We start from the raw sequence: 17,628 nt of genomic DNA, 5'->3' as shown, positions 1-17,628 counted from the left end.
CCCCTCCGCCTCCGCCGACGGCGGTCAGTGTGCCGAGGCCTCCTCGGCCGGCTCGGCTTCGCCCAGCGTAGCGGACTGGTCCGTCGTCCGTCCGGGGCCGGCGCCCGCGTCCGCCGCCTCTTCCGGGGCCGTGGCGCGGTCGGCGCGAAGGGTGTCGATGGCGTTCTCGAAGTCCTCCAGGCTGGTGAAGGACGAGTACACGCTGGCGAAGCGCAGGAAGGCGACCTCGTCCAGGCGACGCAGCGGTCCGAGGATGGCGCGGCCGATCTCGTCGGCGTCCACCTGTGCCGCACCGGTGGCGCGGACGGACTCCTCGACCTGCTGGGCGAGCAGCGCGAGGTCGTCGTCGGAGACCGGCCTGCCCTGGCAGGCCTTTCGCACGCCGGCGATGACCTTGTCGCGGCTGAAGGGCTCCTTGGCGCCGGAGCGCTTGACCACCGTCAGGCTCGCCGTCTCCACCGTGCTGAACCGCCGCCCGCACTCGGGACACTGCCTGCGTCGCCGGATCGCGGAGCCGTCCTCGGCCGTGCGCGAGTCCACGACGCGCGTGTCGACGCGCCGACAGAACGGGCAGTGCACCGTCGAGCTCCTCCCTGCGGCCGTCGTTCGTCCAGGGCTCCCGACCCGTGCCGGCCGGTCCCCGGCCGTGCGGACACCTGAGGCACCGTAGGTCGGCGCCGGGTACGGGCGCAACTGCGTCAGCCTCGCGGCACCTGAAGCTGCTGCCCCACGTGCAGCTCGGTCGACTCGAGGCCGTTGATGGCCACGATCTGCTCGACGAGCTCGCGCACGTCGGTCCCCGGACCGGCGTTGGCGTCGGCCACCGCCCAGAGGGTCTGACCGGGGGCGACCGTGACGGTCTCCGCAGCCGCGGGAGCGGGCTCCGCTACGGCCGATCCCGCCCAGCCGCCGACGGCGACCGACATCGCCGTCGCGGCGACCAGGCCCAGCGTCGCCAGGACGCGGCGGCCGCGGACGGTCAGCCGCATCGGCGGGGCGGCGGCCCCCGGGGCCGCGGCCGGCGCGGCGCTGGCGGGTGCCTGCGCCATCCGGGCCGGCGCTGCCGGCTGTCCGACGAACCCGGGACGGACGAGCTCCAGGTGTCGGCGGGCTCGTGCCCGGGACGGGCCGGGCACCACCGCGGGGTGGGCGGTCAGTGCGCTCATCTGGCTCAGCTCCGATCGTGGGTCGAACTGTTGTTCGTCGAACGTCTGTACGTAGACTAGGAGGGTCCGGCGACATCTGTCGACCCCAACCGCCCGACACGCCATGTCGAACAATTGTTTGATCTGGTGGCCCAGGCCTTCTACGCTGACGTTCGACAGCACACCACCGACCACTGACATCGACGCCGGAGCGCGGATGCTCCGGCTGGACCCGTCAACGAAGGGAAGCCGCCGTGACCACCGTCGAGAAGCCGAGCGACAGCGGCGGGGCGGACCACGCCTCGGGCCTCACAGACCGGCAGCGGCTGATCCTCGACACGATCCAGCGGGCCGTGGTCAGTCGCGGCTACCCGCCGAGCATGCGAGAGATCGGTGAGTCCGTGGGGCTGACCAGCCCGTCGTCGGTCAAGCACCAGCTCGGCGCGCTCGAGCGCAAGGGCTACGTCCGCCGCGACCCGAACCGTCCCCGGGCGATCGAGGTGGTCCACCCCACGGCCGGACCGCTCGGCACCGTCGACGACGAGGGCCTGACCGGGCTCGACGTCTCCGACGCGCCGGCACCCACGTTCGTCCCCGTCGTCGGGCGTATCGCCGCCGGTGGTCCGATCCTCGCCGAGCAGGCCGTCGAGGACGTCTTCGCGCTCCCGCGCCAGCTGGTCGGCGAGGGCGAGCTCTTCCTGCTCAAGGTCGTGGGCGAGTCGATGATCGATGCCGCCATCTGCGACGGCGACTGGGTCGTCGTGCGCCGCCAGCAGGTGGCGGAGAACGGCGAGATCGTCGCCGCGATGATCGACGGCGAGGCCACCGTGAAGACCTTCCAGCACAAGGACGGCCATGTGTGGCTGCTGCCGCAGAACCCGGCGTTCTCCCCCATCCCGGGTGATGACGCGCAGGTGCTCGGACGTGTCGTCACCGTCCTGCGGAGCCTGTGACCGTCGCGGAGATCAGAACCCGAACTGGCGGGTGATGGAGCGCACCTCCTCGGCGCTGCTCTGCAGCCCGCTCAGCTCATGGTCGCTGACGACCGGCACGAGCTGCCTGTTGACCCCCGACTTGCCGACGATGGAGGGCACGGACAGGCACGTGTCCGAGATGCCCAGATAGTCGTCCAGGCGACTGGACACCGAGAGCACGAGGTGCTCGTCGCGCAGGACGGCCTCGATGATGCGCACCACCGCCAGCCCGATGGCGTAGTTGGTGGCACCCTTGCCGGCGATTATCCGGTAGGCGGAGGTGACGACCTCGTCCGCGATCCGGTTGCGCGTCGCCTCGTCCAACGCCCCGCCGCCGGACCTGGCGCCCCACTCGAGCAGCGGGACCGCACCGATCATCGCCGAGGTCCACAGGGGCAGCTCGGAGTCGCCGTGCTCGCCGGCGATGTAGGCGTGCACGTTCTGCACGGCTACACCGCACTCCTGCGCGACCAAGTACCGCAGCCGAGAGCTGTCGAGCACGGTCCCCGACCCGAAGAACCGGCTCTCCGGAAGGCCGGAGATCGCCAGCGAGGCGTAGGTGACCGCGTCGACCGGGTTGGCCACCATGATGTAGGTCGCGTCCGGCGCGACAGCCGTCAGCCGCGGGATCAGCTCCCGCATGATGCCGATCGTGGCGCCCGCCAGCTCGCGCCGGGACTGGCCGGGCTTCTGCTTCGCGCCCGCGGTGACGACCACGACGTCGGCATCGGTGCAGATGGCGATGTCGTCCGAGCCGTCCACCGTGCCCATCGGCGTGAAGGCGATGCCGTGGGCGATGTCGAGAGCCTGCGCCTCCACCTTCTCCGGGTTCCGGTCGAAAAGCACCACCTCCCGCGACGCACCACGAAGGAGGCACGCGTACGCGAGCGTGGAGCCGACCGCGCCCGCGCCGACGATCGCGACCTTGCTGCGCCGCCGCTCCCCGGCCGGTCCTTGCGGTGGCTGGGCTGCGGTCCTGACGTCGGCAGGCTCGCTCACGGGCTTCTCCCTCTGCTCCACGACCGGCGCTGCCGGCGTCGTCACAGGCTAGGCCCGGACCACTCCGGCGGGCGAGGGCTCGGCGGTGCTCGGGGAGCCGGCACCGGCAGCCAGGCGGCGCAGCGCGGATCGGGTCACCTCGCCGTCGTGGGTGCGCCACAGCGGCGGCATCGACCGCGTGAGGAAGGTGCCGTACCGGGCGGTGGCGAGCCGCGGGTCGAGGACGGCGACCACTCCCCGGTCCTCGGTCCCGCGCACGAGCCGTCCCGATCCCTGCGCGAGCAGGAGCGCCGCATGGGTCGCCGCGACGCTCATGAAGCCGTTGCCGCCGGCGGCGTTGACCACCTCCGAACGTGCCGAGCGGACCGGATCGTCCGGCCGCGGGAAGGGGATGCGGTCGATGACGACGAGGCGGCACGTGGGCCCGGGGACGTCGACGCCCTGCCAGAGCGAGAGCGTGCCCATGAGGCTGGTGGCCTGGTCGCCGGCGAAGGACCGGACCAGCGAGGGCAGCTGGTCGTCGCCCTGGCACAGCACCGGGGTGTCCAGCTCGTCGCGCAGCCGCTCGCTGGCGATCTCGGCGGCCCGACGAGAGGAGAAGAGGCCGAGGGTGGCGCCGCCGGCCGCCCTGACGAGCTCGACCAGCTCGCTCAGCGCGGCCTCGGACGGCCCGTCCCGCCCGGGCGGAGGAAGGTGCCGGGCGATGTAGAGGATGCCCTGGCGCGGGTAGTCGAACGGCGAGCCGACGTCGAGACCTTCCCAGCCGCCGTCGTCGTCGAGGGTCAGCCCGAGGCTGCGGGCCATCGGCTCGAACGTGCCGCCGAGCGAGAGCGTGGCCGAGGTGAGGACGGCGGCCCGGCCGGCCAGCAGCTGCGTGGCGACCGGCCCGGCGATGTCCAGCGGGGCGATCCGCAGCCGCGCCTGCTCGATCCCGCCGCGCGGGCGCTCGCACCACAGCACGTCGCGGCGCTGCGCCACGCTGTCGCCGAGCAGCCGTTCCGCGACCTCGTGCAGCGCCAGCACGGCCGAACGGGCGGTCGCGACCGCGCCGGCCTCCTCGCCGCCGGAACCTGGCTGCGGCTTCATGGCGCTGAGCGCGTTGCGGGTCCCGGACTCGAGCAGGACGACGGCGTCCCGGACGTCGGCGGGCAGACCGTCCGGGAGGCGCCCGTCGGGGACGACCTCGAGCCGGCCCCGCAGTGACGATGCGGCGGCACCGAGGGTCTCGAGGGCGGCGGGGTCGGCGCCGGAGAGGTGGCTTCGGGCAAGCCGCGTGGTGCGCTCGACCACTCCGGCGCTGAGCTCGCCAGTGGCCTGGGCCGTGACCCGCTCGGCGAGCTCGTGGGCCTCGTCGACGACGAGCACCTCGTGCTCGGGCAGCACGTTCGGAGAGCCGGAGGCGGCGATGCCGAGCATGGCGTGGTTCGTGACGACGACGTCCGCCTCGTGGGCCGAGCGGCGGGCGGCCTCGGGGAAGCACTCGTCGAGCATCGGGCACCTGCCGCCCAGGCACTCCAGCTTGGTCACCGAGACCTGCCGCCAGGCGCGTTCGCTCACGCCGGGGACCAGGTCGTCACGGTCGCCGGTGTCCGTCTCGCCGGCCCATTCGCGCAGCCGCGTGACCTGCTCGCCGAGGCTGCCGCGCTGGCCGCCCGCGGCGGGGTCGCCGCTGCCGACGTCGGTTCCGGTGGCCGCGGAGACCTCGAAGAGCCCGGGTTCCTCCTCCGCCGGGTAGCCGCCCGCGACCTTGTGCTTGCACAGGTAGTTGTTCCAGCCCTTGAGCAGGGCCACGTCGGGCCGGGTGCCGGTCCGGGCGCGCACGGCCTCGGCGACCAGCGGCGCGTCGTGGGTGAGCACCTGTCGCTGCAGGGCCAGCGTGGCGGTCGAGACCACCGCCCGTCGGCCGCTCTTGGCCGCGTCGGCGAGCACCGGGACGAGGTAGGCGAGCGACTTGCCCGTGCCGGTACCGGCCTGCACGAGCAGGTGCTTGCCGCCGTCGAGCGCCTCGCCGACCGCACGGGCCATCCGCTGCTGCCCCTCCCGCGGCGAGCCGCCGACAGCCTCGACGGCGTCGCCGAGGAGATCCTCGTCTTCGGAGCTGCTCATCCGGTCAGGACGCGGACCGCGCGGCGGTTCCCGCGGTGCCGGCGTCCTGCAGCGCCGCGGCAAGCTCCGGGTCGACGAGCGCCCGGAGATGAGTGCCGTCGTCGACGAACTGCTCGGAGAGCACCTCACCGGCCGAGTGCGCGCGGGAGACGAGGTCGCCCCTGGAGTACGGCACGACGACGTCGACCTCCTCCGTGGGGTGCGGCAGCATCTCGGCGACCAGCTGGGACAGCTCCGAGATGCCCGCGCCGGTCCGGGCGGAGACGGTCACGGAGCTCGGGTGCCGGGTACGCAGCGCGACCAGGTCGTCCGGGGAGGCCAGGTCGGCCTTGTTGAGGACGACGAGCTCGGCCACGTCGTCCCCGCCGGGCAGGTCCGCGATGACCGAGCGGACCGCGCGGACCTGGCCGTCGGGGTCCGGGTGCGCGGCGTCGACGACGTGCAGCAGCAGGTCGGACTGGGCCGCCTCCTCGAGGGTCGAGCGGAACGCCTCCACGAGCTCGGTGGGCAGGTGCCGCACGAAGCCCACCGTGTCGGTCAGCGTGTAGACGCGCCCGTCCGGGGTGGTGGCCCGCCGGACGGTCGGGTCGAGGGTGGCGAACAGCGCGTCCTCGACCAGGACCCCGGCGCCGGTCAGCCGGTTCAGCAGGGACGACTTGCCGGCGTTGGTGTAACCGACGATCGCCACCGAGGGTATCCGGCGGCTGCGGCGGGACCCCCGCTTGGTCTCGCGAGCGGGTTCCATCTCCTTGATCTGACGACGCAGGCGGCCCATCCGGCTCCGGATGCGGCGCCGGTCGAGCTCGATCTTGGTCTCACCGGGACCACGCGAGCCGATGCCGGCGCCGCCGGCGACCCGACCGCCTGCCTGGCGGGACATCGACTCGCCCCAGCCGCGCAGCCGCGGGAGCAGGTACTCGAGCTGGGCGAGCTCGACCTGGGCCTTGCCCTCCCGGGACTTCGCGTGCTGGGCGAAGATGTCCAGGATGAGCGCGGTCCGGTCGATGACCTTGACCTTGACGATGTCCTCCAGGGCGCGACGCTGGGACGGGCTGAGGTCCCCGTCGACGACCACCGTGTCCGCGCCGGCGCTGCTGACGAGATCCGCCAGCTCCTGAGCCTTGCCCGAGCCGACGTAGGTCCCGGGGTCCGGCGTGGCGCGGCGCTGGAGCAGGCCGTCGAGGACCTCAGAGCCGGCCGTCTCGGCCAGCGCCGCCAGCTCCCGGAGCGAGACCTCGGCCCCCGCGGCGGTGCCGGAGGACCAGATGCCCACCAGGACGACGCGCTCGAGGCGCAGCTTGCGGTACTCGACCTCGGTGACGTCCTCGAGCTCGGTGGACAGCCCGGAGACCCGGCGCAGCGCGGCACGCTCCTCACGGTCGAGCTGCTCACCGTCGACGTCCGAGTCGGCGGTGTAGCGGCCCTGCAGCGCGGTGCCCTCGGCGGAGCTGATCGAGCTGGAGCGCGCGAGGATCCGCGCGACCACGTCCTCCGCCGCCTGCTCGTCGGCGGGTGAGACGCCGCCGCGCTCGCTGGGGAGAGGGTGGTCGGTGCCTGCCATGGTGTCCTTTCGTCGGGTCTTCCAGGATCCCACGCCGCGACCGCCGCTGCCATCCCTTTCCACAGCCGTGATCCTGGCGGACAGCAGCCCCGGGCGGTGCGCGGCGGAACCGGTCGGGCACCGGGCCCGGGTAGCGTGACGCCGGTGAGCACGCCGGACCACTACTTCTCCCGCGAACCGGCCTCGGCCGCCGAGTCGCGTGCCCTCCACGTGCGCCTGCGCGGCCGTGAGGTGACGGTCCAGGTCGCCGCCGGGGTGTTCTCCGGCGAACGCCTCGACCTCGGGACACGCGTGCTGCTGGACGCGGTCGACGACCCGCCGCAGACCGGCACGCTCGTCGACGTCGGCTGCGGCTGGGGGCCGCTGACCCTCGCGATGGCACTGGCGTCGCCGGAGGCGACAGTCCTCGGCGTCGACGTCAACCCGCGCGCCCGGGATCTCACGGCGCGCAACGCCGCGGCGCTCGGTCTGCGAAACGTCACAGCCCTCTCCCCCGACGACGCGCTGAAGGATCTGACCGGGACGGGCGACGGCGTCGGGGTCGTCGACGAGATCTGGTCCAACCCACCCATCCGGATCGGCAAGGGGCCGCTGCACGAGCTGTTGCGCACGTGGCTGGAGGTGCTGTCCCCGACGGGTCGGGCGCACCTGGTGGTCCAGCGCAACCTCGGGGCCGACTCCCTGCACCGCTGGCTCGAGGGCGAGGGGCACGACGTCGTCCGCACCGCCAGCGCCAAGGGGTACCGCGTCCTGACCGTCACGCACCCCTGACGAGCGTCGCCTCAGTCACGCAGGACGACGTCGGCGGTCAGCTCCGCCGAGCCGGTCAGCAGCACGCGGTCGCCGTCGACCCGGACCCGGACCTCTCCGCCGGGCACGAGGACGCGCCAGGTGTCGGGCGAGCCGGCACCGCCCCAGGTCCGGACGGCGAGCGCGGCCGCGCAGGTGCCCGTCCCGCAGGACCGGGTCTCCCCCACTCCCCGCTCGAGGACGCGCATCCGCACCGCGCCGACGACGGACCCGTCGTCGACGTTCTCGCCGAGCGGGACGACGAGCTCGAGGTTGGTGCCCTCGGGCGGCACGGGTTCGTAGGTCGGCTGCGACGCGCCGTCGAGAATGAGGTGCGCGGCGGCCAGCGAGGCCTCGTCAGGCAGCGCGACCACGACGTGGGGGTTCGGGACGGCGATCCGTAGCCCTCCGCGCGGTCCGTCCAGGCCGGGGATGTCCACGACGACGTCGTGCCCCTGCGCGGCGGCCTGCTCCGCACCGGGCAGCCACCAGCGCCCCATGTCCGCCGTGTACTGCTCACCCTCGCGGGTGACCCGCCGCGCGCCGCCGCGCGTGCCGACCACGACGGATCCACCGTCGTCGAGGTCGATCAGGCCGGCGGTGCGCAGGTAGTGCACGAAGACGCGGACGCCGTTGCCGCACATCTCGGCGTAGGACCCGTCGGCGTTGCGGTAGTCCATGAACCACTCCGCGTCGGGATGCTCGGCGAGCAGGTCGGCGCCGGCGGTCAGGGCGCCCGAGCGGACGACACGGATGAGGCCGTCACCGCCGACACCGGCGTGGCGGTCGCAGACCGCCGCAACCTCGGAAGGGGTGATGGTGAGCTCGCCGTCCGGGTCCGGCACGAGGACGAAGTCGTTCTCGGTGCCGTGACCGGTGACGAGGGTGCGTCCGGCCAGGACGCCGAAGGAAGTCATGCCCGCAGGGTACGCACAGCGGCGTCGAGCGTGTCGACGCGCTCGACACCGTCCCCGGCGGGCAGCCAGTGGACACGTGGGTCGCGACGGAACCACTTCTCCTGACGCCTGGCCAGCTGCCGGGTGGCCCGGGCGATGGCCTCGACCGCCTGCTCAGTGCTCAGGCGCCCGGCGAGGACGTCCCGGGCCTGCGCGTAGCCGACGGCACGCGACGCGGTGGCGCCGTGCTCCAGGCCGGCGGCGAGGAGCCGTTCGGTCTCCTCGAGCAGGCCGCCTTCCAGCATCTGCGCCGCCCGGGCGGCGATGCGGGCGTCGAGCTGCTCGCGGGGCACGTCGAGGGCGAGCTGGACGGCCGGTATCGCGTACGTGTGCTCGGGCATCGAGGCTGAGAACGGCCGGCCGGTGACGGTGATGACCTCGAGCGCCCGGACGACGCGGCGGACGTTGCGCGGGTCGATCCGGGCGGCCGCGTCCGGGTCGCGGGAGGCGAGCTCGTCGTGCAGGGGGTGGGTGCCGTGCCGCTCGGCCCGCTGCTCGAGCTCCGCGCGCACGTCGGGGTCGGTGCCGGGGAACTCGAGGCGGTCCAGCACGGCGCGCACGTAGAGCCCGGAGCCCCCGACGAGCACGGGGAGGCGGCCGCGAGAGCGGATGGCCTCGAGTTCCGCACGCGCCTCGCGCTGGTAGGCGGCGACGGAGGCGTCCTCGGTGACGTCGAGGACGTCGAGCTGGTGGTGGGCGATGCCGCGCCGTTCGTGCTGGGCCAGCTTGGCGGTGCCGATGTCCATGCCGCGGTAGAGCTGCATCGCGTCGGCGTTGACGACCTCGACGGCGTCCGGCCCGCCGAGCGCCTCGGCGAGGTCGAGGGCGAGCGCCGACTTGCCGGTGGCGGTCATCCCGACGACCGCGACGACCCGCTCCTGACCCGCTCGCACGCCCGCCAACCTACCTGCCCGCCGGTCGGTTCCTGCGGTCGGGACGGCTCGGACCGCTACGCTCGTAGGCATGGCACGGCCCGGCTCGTTCGACGACGGGCGGGGACAGGTGCGTCCGGCGGAGACGAATGTCGGCGCCTCTGCCCTCGACACCGTCTCCCCGCTGACCCGTGAGCGGGTCACCGCGGCGCTGCTCGAGCTCGACTACCCGCAGTTCCAGGACGGCAACGGAGACCTCGGGGTGCTGTGGTCCCAGGCGGCCTTCCACATCTATCTGCTCAGCGAGGACGAGTCCGTGCTGCAGGTGCGCGGCGCCTGGCACCGCCGCCTCGCCCTGGAACGCCTGGGCGAGGTGCTCGCGCTGCTCGACAGCTGGAACCGTGAGTACCTGGGGCCGAAGTGCTACGTCCGGGTCCTCGACGACGGCTTCCTCTCCATCGTGGCCGAGACCTCGACGCCGCTGTCCTCCGGGGTCAGCGACCGGCAGCTGCTGCGCCTGATCGAGCGCGGCATCGGCCACGGGCTGCGCGTCATGCGAGCGCTGGAGGAGCGCTACCCGGATCCCGCCGCGCAGGCGCCGCGAGGCATGCTGTGAGCTGGTTGCCCCGGCTGCGTGGCCTGCGTGGCCTGGGCGGTCTGGGCAGCCTGGGCGGCCTGCGGCGGGTGCGGCTGCCGTCGCTGGGGTCCGGTCGTGCGGCCCAGCCGCCCGCTGCGGGGGAGGTCGCACCGCGCCCGACGGCCCTGCTCCGCCGTCGTGCGGAGAACGCCTCGCCCGTCACGCCGCGTCGGCTGCGGGAGGTCGTCACGGCCCGCGGGTACCACGTCCGGGTCGAGCCGGACTCCTCGTTGAGCGGGCTGTGGGACGGGTACCCGTTCCGGCTCCGCCTGGCCGGCGAGGAGCTGCACAACCTCAGCGTGCTCGGCACGTGGGGCCGCACCGTGCCGGACGAGCTGCGCGGCGCCGTCGCGCAGGCGGTGAACGACTGGAACCGGGACAAGATCTGGCCGACCGTCTTCACCGTCACCGAGCCGTCGGGCACGACGGTGCGCACGGAGGTCCACGCGGACCTGGGCGCCGGCGCGACCGACCGTCAGCTGCTGGAGCTGGTCGAGGCCGGCCTGACCGCGGGAGTCCAGTTCTTCCAGGCCCTCGGCGGCTCCATGCCGCCCATCGAAGAGCCCTGACCAGCGCAGCGGAGGTCGGGCCCGCCGAGAGCAGTCGTTCGCACCGGAAGCGGTCGTTCAAGCAGCAGCTCTTGGTACAACCGGCTGCTCTCGGCGCGGGCTGGTCAGCGGCGGAGCGTCGGTAGTCCTAGCGGCACGGGACCGGCCGGCCCGGGCTCGGCCGGACCACCGTGTGCGTGCGCATCCTCGGCCAGGCCCTGCTTGACGGCCCACGCGTCGCCGGCCCGGGTACGGCGCAGCGCGTAGGTGCCGCCGGACGCCGCCGAGTCGGCGACGAGGTGGTACGGCGCTCCGTGCGTGACCTCGACGGTCACCATGTCCCCCGGCCTCGGACGCTCGTCCTCGGGGAGGTCGGGCGGCAGGGCCGCGTGCACCAGGCGGTTGTCGGCGGCGCGCCCGGTGACGCGGTGCGTGGCCCGGTCCTTGCGCCCCTCCGCCTCCGCGACGAGCACGTCGACGGTGCGGCCGACCTGGGCCTCGTTCTCCTCGGTGGCGATGCGCTTCTGCAGGTCGTTCAGCCGCTGGTAGCGCTCCTTGACGACCTCGGCCGGGACCTGAGGCAGATCGGCCGCCGGGGTGCCCGGTCGCGGCGAGTACTGGAACGTGAAGGCCGACGAGAAGCGGGACGCCTCGACCACCTCGAGGGTTTGGACGAAGTCCTCCTCCGTCTCACCCGGGAAGCCGACGATGATGTCGGTCGTCAGGGCGGCGTCGGGGATGGCGGCACGGACGCGGTCGATGATGCCGAGGAACTTCTTGCGGCGGTACGAGCGGCGCATGGCCCGCAGGACGGCGTCGGAACCCGACTGCAGCGGCATGTGCAGGCTGGGCATGACGTTCTCGGTCTCGGCCATGGCCTCGATGACGTCGTCGGTGAAGGCCGCCGGGTGCGGGGAGGTGAAGCGCACCCTCTCGAGCCCGTCGATCTCGCCGCAGGCCCGCAGCAGCTTCGCGAAGGCGCCGCGGTCGCCGAACCCGACGCCGTAGCTGTTGACGTTCTGCCCGAGGAGCGTGACCTCGACGGCTCCCTGAGCCACGACCGCCTCGACCTCGGCGAGCACGTCGCCCGGCCGGCGGTCACGCTCCTTGCCGCGCAGGTGCGGGACGATGCAGAAGGTGCAGGTGTTGTTGCAGCCGACCGAGATGGAGACCCACGCCGCGTAGGCCGACTCCCGTCGGCTCGGGAGCGTGGACGGGAAGACCTTGAGAGACTCCTCGATCTCGACCTGCGCCGTCTCGTTGTGCCGTGAGCGCTCGAGCAGCGCGGGGAGGACGTCGAGGTTGTGGGTGCCGAGGACGACGTCGACCCAGGGCGCCTTCTCGACGATGCCCTGGCGCATCTGCTGGGCCAGGCAGCCGCCGACGGCGATCTGCATCCCGGGCCGCTCACGCTTGACGGGCGCGAGCTGGCCGAGGTTGCCGAAGAGCCGGGTGGCGGCGTTCTCCCGGACCGAGCAGGTGTTGATGATGACGACGTCGGCACCGGCGTCCCCGGCGTCGGTAGCCCGGGCGGCCGCCTCGGGCACCTCGGTCACGGGCCGGTAGCCGCGCTCCTCGAGCAGTCCGGCGAGGCGCTCGGAGTCGTGGACGTTCATCTGGCAACCGAGCGTGCGCACGTGGTACGTGCGGGGAGCGTCGACGGTGCGGCCGGAGCGTGCCGCGGCCGGGGCTGTGGTGGGCATCGCCCTGAATTCTACGGTGCGCCTCCTGCCGGACGGTCCCCACGGCGCCGCCTGGCTGAGCGCTTCTGTGCAAGACCTCCCGGGCAGGTCGCGGGGTCGTTTGTATCCACTCTGTTACCGGGAGGGCTCTACGAGGAAATGCGGACACGTTAGGTTGACTCTCATGACCGATGGGGACGAGACGGCAGTCCCGGCGCAGACGCCGGGCGCGGCCACGACAGACACGCCCCCGGGCGAGCCCTTGGTGGTGCTCGAGGGTGTCAACAAGTACTTCGGCAACCTGCACGTGCTCCAGGACATCGACCTGACGGTCACGAGGGGCGAGGTCGTCGTCGTCATCGGACCGTCCGGGTCGGGCAAGTCGACACTGTGCCGGGCGATCAACCGACTGGAGCCGATCGACTCGGGCACGATCACCATCGACGGCCAGGTGATGCCCGAGGAGGGCGCGGCGCTCGCGAAGCTGCGGGCCGACGTCGGGATGGTGTTCCAGCAGTTCAACCTCTTCGCGCACAAGACCATCCTCGAGAACGTCACGCTCGGCCCGACCAAGGTCAAGGGTGTGAAGTCGGACAAGGCCAAGAGGCAGTGCATGGAGCTGCTCGAACGGGTGGGTGTGGCCAACCAGTCGGACAAGTACCCCGCCCAGCTCTCCGGCGGGCAGCAGCAGCGTGTCGCGATCGCACGTGCGCTGGCGATGCAGCCGAAGGTCATGCTCTTCGACGAACCGACGTCCGCGCTGGACCCGGAGATGATCAACGAGGTTCTCGACGTCATGACCGGGCTGGCCCGCGAGGGCATGACGATGATCGTCGTGACCCACGAGATGGGTTTCGCGCGGCGCGCCGCGCACCGGGTGGTGTTCATGGACTTCGGCCAGATCGTCGAGGAGAGCACCCCGGAGGAGTTCTTCACGAATCCGCGGTCCTCGCGCGCGCAGGACTTCCTGTCGAAGCTGCTCACGCACTGACAGGATCCGGACCGACCAATCCCGCAGACACTTCGAAGGAGATGACATGCGAGGCAAACGCACTGCAGGGGCTGCCCTGACGTTGGCGGCCGCCCTGGCGCTCACCGCTTGCAGCACCGGCCAGCCGGGGCAGGACGAGGACGGCGGCGGTGGTGAGGAGACCGCCGAGGGCGGTGGCGGTAGCGGTGGCGAGGGCCTCACCGTCGGCATCAAGGTCGATCAGCCCGGCGTCGGCATGCAGGAGGGCGCCGACTACACCGGCATGGATGTCGAGGTCGCTGAGTACGTCGCCGAGCAGCTCGGCTACTCCGCCGACCAGATCGAGTACCGGGAGGCGGTGTCCGCCCAGCGCGAGACCCTGCTGCAGAACGAGCAGGTCGACATGATCGTCGCCAGCTACTCGATCACACCCGAGCGCGACGAGGTCGTCGACTTCGCCGGCCCGTACTTCGTCGCCGGCCAGGACCTGCTGGTGGCCGCCGACAACAACGACATCACCGGTCCGGAGACGTTGGACGGCAAGGTCCTCTGCTCGGTCGAGGGCTCGACATCGGCCCAGCGCATCCGCGACGAGTACTCCGAGGGCGTCGAGCTGTACCCCGCCACCGGGTACTCCGAGTGCGTCGAGCTGCTCGCCGCCGGCACGGTCGACGCCGTGACGACCGACGACGCGATCCTCGCCGGCTACGCCGCGCAGGACGCCTACGAGGGTCAGTTCAAGCTCGTCGGCAACCCCTTCTCCGAGGAGCGCTACGGCATCGGGCTGCCTCCCGGGTCGGACATGTGCGAGGACGTGACCGCCGCGATCGAATCCATGATCGACGACGGCACCTGGGAGCAGATCGTCGCCGATAACTTCGGCGAGAACTACACGCCCAACCCCGACCTCAACCCGCCGACACCGGAGCCCTGCGGCTGACCATGCCGGTCGCCCGGGGCCCGATGCGGGGTCCCGGGCGCTCCCCGGCCGTGACGGGGCGCCAGGCGTCCCGCAGCCCCGCAGCACCGCAGCACCGCAGCACCGCAACGAAGGAGACCTGAGTGGCGATCGTCTCGGACATGGCCGAGCTGCTCGGCCAGTTCGATGTGCTGGGCGCGTTCTGGATCAACATGAAGCTCGCCTTCTGGGCGGCCGTCGTCGCGTTCGTCCTCGGCACGATCCTGGCAATCATGCGGGTGTCGCCGGCGCCCAGCCTGCGGTGGGCCGGCACGGCGTACGTGACGCTGGTGCGCAACACGCCGCTGACGCTGATCATCCTCGCCTGCGCACAGGGGCTGTGGGGTCAGCTCGGCATCGTCCTGGCGACCAACGAGTCCGGCCGTGTCTCCGTGGCCGAGAACGGGGTCCGCCTCGCCATCCTGGGGCTCGGCGCCTACACCGCCGCGTTCGTCTGCGAGGCGCTGAGGTCGGGCGTGAACACCGTCCCGGTGGGCCAGGCAGAAGCGGCCCGCGCCATCGGTCTGGGCTTCGGGCAGTCGATGCGGCTGATCGTCCTGCCGCAGGCCTTCCGCGGCGCCATCGCCCCGCTCGGCAACACGTTCATCGCGCTGGCGAAGAACACCACGGTGGCGCAGGCCGCCGGCGTGACGCAGGCGGCCGGCGTCATGCTCACGATGATCGAGTTCCGACCTGACCTGCGCCTCGCGATCTTTCTCGTCATCTCACTCGGCTGGGTGCTCATCGTGCTGCCGATCGGCCTGCTCTCGACACATCTCTCGCGCCGGCTGGGGGTCGCCCGATGAGCTCCGTCCTGTTCGACGCCCCGGGTCCGCGGACCCGCCGCCGCATCCGGCTCGTCAACCTCGCCGGCGCGCTGGTCCTGCTCGCCGTGCTCACCTGGGTGGTGTGGGGACTGGCCCGGCAGGGACAGTTCGAGCCGGCCAAGTGGACCCCGTTCGTGGGCTCCTCGATGTGGAACCACTACCTGCTCGTCGGCCTGGCGAACACGGTTCGCGCCGCGGCCATCGCGATCGTCACGTCCTTGGCGTTCGGGATCGTCTTCGGGCTCGGCCGGCTCGCACACCTGGCACCGATCCGCTGGGTGTGCACGGTGATCGTGGAGTTCTTCCGCGCCATCCCGGTGCTGATCATGATGATCTTCTTCTTGTCGTTGTTCTCCGCGTTCGACGCCGTCCCGTCCGGTGACGCGCCCCTCGTCGCCGTCGTCGTCGCCCTCACCCTCTACAACGGATCGGTCATCGCGGAGCTCGTCCGGTCCGGGGTGCACAACCTGCCGGCGGGACAGCGCGAGGCGGCGATGGCGATCGGGCTGACCGCGGGCCGGAGCCGACGGATCATCGAGCTGCCCCAGGCGCTCATCGCGATGATGCCGTCGCTGGTCAGCCAGCTCGTCGTCATCCTGAAGGACACCGCGCTGGGTTCGATCATCACCTATCCGGAGCTGCTGCGCTCGGCCGAGCGCGCCGCCACCAACTGGTCCAACTTCATCCCCGCGATGATCGTCACGGCGGCCGTCTTCATCGTCATCAACTACTCGCTGACCCGGGTGGCGGCGCTGGTCAACCGTCGGCTCGACCGCCGGACCGCGACCTCGCCGGAGGCCGGTGCGGAGGTCGAACGGGTGCGCGCCGCCGACCCCGCCTGACGAGGCCACCGATTCGCACCCTCAGTCGAGCAGGTCCCAGTCCCCCGGCTCCGCCGTCGGGTCGACACCCTCCTCGGCGAGCACCTCGTCGACGACGCGCATGGACACTCCGGCCCCGAAACCCTTGCGTCCGAGCATCGCCGCCATGCGGCGCCGCCTGACCTGCGGGTCGAGGCCGGCGGTGGACCGCGCCTTCTTCTCCACCAGGTGGCGGGCCGCGGCGCGCTCGTCATCGCCGTCGACCTGCTCGAGCGCCACCTCGGCGACCTCGGGATCGATGCCCTTGCGGCGCAGCTCCTCCGCGAGCGCCCGCCGGGCGAGCCCTCGCTCGGAGTGACGGGTACGCACGAGCATCTCGGCGTAGGCGACGTCGTCGATCAGGCCCACCTCGGTGAACCGGTCGAGCACCTTCACCGCGACGGCCTCGGGCACGTCCCGCTTCGCCAGCGCGGCCTCCAGCTGGGCGCGGCTCCGCGGTGCCGCGTTCAGCTGATTCAGCGCGATGGTGCGCGCCACCTCTTCGGCGTCCGGCTCGGCATCCTCCGCCGCGGCACCCTCGGTCGGTGGTTCGAGCTCCGGCCGCCGGCGCCCCCCGCGCCGCCGACCGGTTCCCTGCATCGTCATGTCAGAACTCGACCGGGACCTCGGCGGGTGCGGCCTCCTCGACCTTGTCCACCTCGGCGGGGTCCTGAAGGATGCCGAGGCGCGTGAGAATCTTCTTCTCGATCTCCTCGGCGAGCTCCGGATTGTCCTTGAGGAACTGCCGGGCCTTCTCCTTGCCCTGACCGAGCTGGTCGCCCTCGTAGGTGTACCACGCTCCGGACTTGCGCACGATGCCGTTCTCCACCCCCAGGTCGATGAGGCCGCCCTCGCGGGAGATGCCCTGGCCGTAGAGGATGTCGAACTCGGCCTGCTTGAACGGCGGGGCCATCTTGTTCTTGGCGACCTTGACGCGCGTACGGTTGCCGACGGAGTCCGCGCCCTCCTTGAGGGTCTCGATCCGGCGCACGTCGAGGCGGACGGAGGCGTAGAACTTCAGCGCCTTGCCGCCGCTGGTGATCTCCGGAGAACCGAAGAAGACGCCGACCTTCTCACGCAGCTGGTTGATGAAGATCGCCGTGGTGCCGGCCGAGGACAGCGCACCGGTGATCTTGCGCAGGGCCTGCGACATCAGCCTGGCCTGCAGGCCGACGTGCGAGTCACCCATCTCGCCCTCGATCTCCGCCTTGGGCACCAGGGCGGCGACCGAGTCGATGACGACGATGTCGAGGGCACCGGACCGGACCAGCATGTCCATGATCTCGAGCGCCTGCTCACCGGTGTCGGGCTGGGAGACGAGGAGGGCGTCGATGTCGACGCCGAGCTTCTGGGCGTACTCGGGGTCGAGCGCGTGCTCCGCGTCGATGAACGCCGCGATGCCCCCGGCCTTCTGCGCGTTGGCGACCGCGTGCAGGGCCACCGTGGTCTTGCCGGAGGACTCCGGGCCGTAGACCTCGACGACGCGGCCGCGCGGGAATCCGCCCATGCCGAGGGCGACGTCCAGGGCGACGGAGCCGGTGGGGATCACCTGGACCTTGGGGCGGGTGTCGTCACCCAGGCGCATGATCGAGCCCTTGCCGAACTGGCGGTCGATCTGGGTGAGTGCGGCCTCGAGGGCCTTGCTGCGGTCTGCGACAGGAACTGACATGTGATCACCTTTCGGCTGGGCCACGACGGCGACCCTCTTGGACGGACAGGGCTGGTCTCTCGGCAGGGGCCCGCC

General features: G+C 72.2%; 18 protein-coding genes. 8 read left to right on the top strand and 10 right to left on the bottom strand.

Annotated elements, in window-relative coordinates; all coding sequences use genetic code 11:
- Positions 1-24: 24 nt before the first annotated feature.
- On the bottom strand, positions 25-579 hold the full coding sequence (gene nrdR / locus ABD907_RS09910) for a transcriptional regulator NrdR (RefSeq protein ID WP_345216084.1): 555 nt from the start codon (positions 577-579) through the stop codon (positions 25-27).
- A gap of 119 nt (positions 580-698) precedes the next feature.
- The gene (locus ABD907_RS09905; RefSeq protein WP_345216083.1) at positions 699-1,166 is read right to left on the bottom strand and encodes a LysM peptidoglycan-binding domain-containing protein; all 468 of its coding nucleotides are present in this window, start codon (positions 1,164-1,166) and stop codon (positions 699-701) included.
- Positions 1,167-1,399: 233 nt separating this feature from the next.
- Between ABD907_RS09905 and lexA the strand changes: the two genes are divergently transcribed.
- Positions 1,400-2,098 carry a transcriptional repressor LexA gene (lexA, locus tag ABD907_RS09900; RefSeq protein ID WP_345216082.1) on the top strand — a complete coding sequence of 233 codons (699 nt, stop codon included), beginning with the start codon at positions 1,400-1,402 and terminating at the stop codon, positions 2,096-2,098.
- A gap of 12 nt (positions 2,099-2,110) precedes the next feature.
- On the opposite strand, the gene ABD907_RS09895 is transcribed toward lexA, so the two are convergent.
- The 3 genes from ABD907_RS09895 to hflX are packed head-to-tail and all read right to left on the bottom strand — an operon-like array spanning position 2,111 to position 6,785.
- Positions 2,111-3,118: an L-lactate dehydrogenase gene (locus ABD907_RS09895; RefSeq protein WP_345216081.1), complete on the bottom strand. Its 1,008-nt coding sequence runs from the start codon at positions 3,116-3,118 to the stop codon at positions 2,111-2,113.
- A gap of 48 nt (positions 3,119-3,166) precedes the next feature.
- Positions 3,167-5,224 (bottom strand): ATP-dependent DNA helicase, encoded by a 2,058-nt coding sequence (locus ABD907_RS09890; RefSeq protein WP_345216080.1) that lies wholly within the window; start codon positions 5,222-5,224, stop codon positions 3,167-3,169.
- Positions 5,225-5,228: 4 nt separating this feature from the next.
- The gene (gene hflX, locus ABD907_RS09885) at positions 5,229-6,785 is read right to left on the bottom strand and encodes a GTPase HflX (protein ID WP_345216079.1); all 1,557 of its coding nucleotides are present in this window, start codon (positions 6,783-6,785) and stop codon (positions 5,229-5,231) included.
- Positions 6,786-6,929: 144 nt separating this feature from the next.
- Between hflX and ABD907_RS09880 the strand changes: the two genes are divergently transcribed.
- Positions 6,930-7,556: a class I SAM-dependent methyltransferase gene (locus tag ABD907_RS09880; protein WP_345216078.1), complete on the top strand. Its 627-nt coding sequence runs from the start codon at positions 6,930-6,932 to the stop codon at positions 7,554-7,556.
- A gap of 11 nt (positions 7,557-7,567) precedes the next feature.
- Here the strand turns inward: ABD907_RS09880 and dapF are convergent, their stop codons facing one another.
- Together dapF and miaA are read right to left on the bottom strand one after the other, a co-directional pair.
- Positions 7,568-8,491, bottom strand: coding sequence for a diaminopimelate epimerase (gene dapF / locus ABD907_RS09875; RefSeq protein ID WP_345216077.1), 924 nt, complete (start codon positions 8,489-8,491; stop codon positions 7,568-7,570).
- Positions 8,488-9,423, bottom strand: coding sequence for a tRNA (adenosine(37)-N6)-dimethylallyltransferase MiaA (gene miaA, locus ABD907_RS09870; protein WP_345216076.1), 936 nt, complete (start codon positions 9,421-9,423; stop codon positions 8,488-8,490). The genes dapF and miaA overlap by 4 nt, the downstream gene beginning before the upstream one ends.
- Positions 9,424-9,493: 70 nt before the next feature.
- Here miaA and ABD907_RS09865 point away from each other — a divergent pair, with 70 nt between their 5' ends.
- Entirely contained in the window at positions 9,494-10,018 is a 525-nt protein-coding gene (locus tag ABD907_RS09865) for a type III secretion system chaperone family protein (protein ID WP_345216075.1), read from the top strand.
- Positions 10,015-10,608 carry a type III secretion system chaperone family protein gene (locus ABD907_RS09860; RefSeq protein WP_345216074.1) on the top strand — a complete coding sequence of 198 codons (594 nt, stop codon included), beginning with the start codon at positions 10,015-10,017 and terminating at the stop codon, positions 10,606-10,608. The genes ABD907_RS09865 and ABD907_RS09860 overlap by 4 nt, the downstream gene beginning before the upstream one ends.
- 104 nt (positions 10,609-10,712) lie before the next feature.
- Here the strand turns inward: ABD907_RS09860 and miaB are convergent, their stop codons facing one another.
- Positions 10,713-12,290, bottom strand: a complete 1,578-nt coding sequence (gene miaB, locus ABD907_RS09855; RefSeq protein ID WP_345216073.1) for a tRNA (N6-isopentenyl adenosine(37)-C2)-methylthiotransferase MiaB — start codon at positions 12,288-12,290, stop codon at positions 10,713-10,715.
- 163 nt (positions 12,291-12,453) lie between these two features.
- Between miaB and ABD907_RS09850 the strand changes: the two genes are divergently transcribed.
- The 4 genes from ABD907_RS09850 (at position 12,454) to ABD907_RS09835 (ending at position 15,866) form a co-directional block, all read left to right on the top strand.
- Positions 12,454-13,260, top strand: coding sequence for an amino acid ABC transporter ATP-binding protein (locus tag ABD907_RS09850; RefSeq protein WP_345216072.1), 807 nt, complete (start codon positions 12,454-12,456; stop codon positions 13,258-13,260).
- Between the two features lie 46 nt (positions 13,261-13,306).
- A complete protein-coding gene (locus ABD907_RS09845; RefSeq protein WP_345216071.1) occupies positions 13,307-14,179 on the top strand; it encodes a glutamate ABC transporter substrate-binding protein in 873 nt (290 codons plus the stop codon).
- 140 nt (positions 14,180-14,319) lie between these two features.
- Entirely contained in the window at positions 14,320-15,003 is a 684-nt protein-coding gene (locus tag ABD907_RS09840; protein WP_345216184.1) for an amino acid ABC transporter permease, read from the top strand.
- Complete coding sequence (locus ABD907_RS09835) at positions 15,000-15,866, top strand: amino acid ABC transporter permease (RefSeq protein WP_345216070.1); 867 nt, start codon at positions 15,000-15,002, stop codon at positions 15,864-15,866. Before ABD907_RS09840 ends, ABD907_RS09835 begins: the two co-directional genes overlap by 4 nt.
- A 21-nt stretch (positions 15,867-15,887) precedes the next feature.
- On the opposite strand, the gene ABD907_RS09830 is transcribed toward ABD907_RS09835, so the two are convergent.
- Positions 15,888-16,490: a regulatory protein RecX gene (locus tag ABD907_RS09830; RefSeq protein WP_345216069.1), complete on the bottom strand. Its 603-nt coding sequence runs from the start codon at positions 16,488-16,490 to the stop codon at positions 15,888-15,890.
- Between the two features lies 1 nt (position 16,491).
- A complete protein-coding gene (gene recA / locus ABD907_RS09825; protein WP_345216068.1) occupies positions 16,492-17,553 on the bottom strand; it encodes a recombinase RecA in 1,062 nt (353 codons plus the stop codon).
- Positions 17,554-17,628: the final 75 nt, after the last annotated feature.

The sequence above is a fragment of the Georgenia halophila genome (assembly GCF_039541595.1).
Note: the sequence above shows the minus strand (reverse complement) of the source record. Positions and strands in the feature narration are given on the sequence as shown.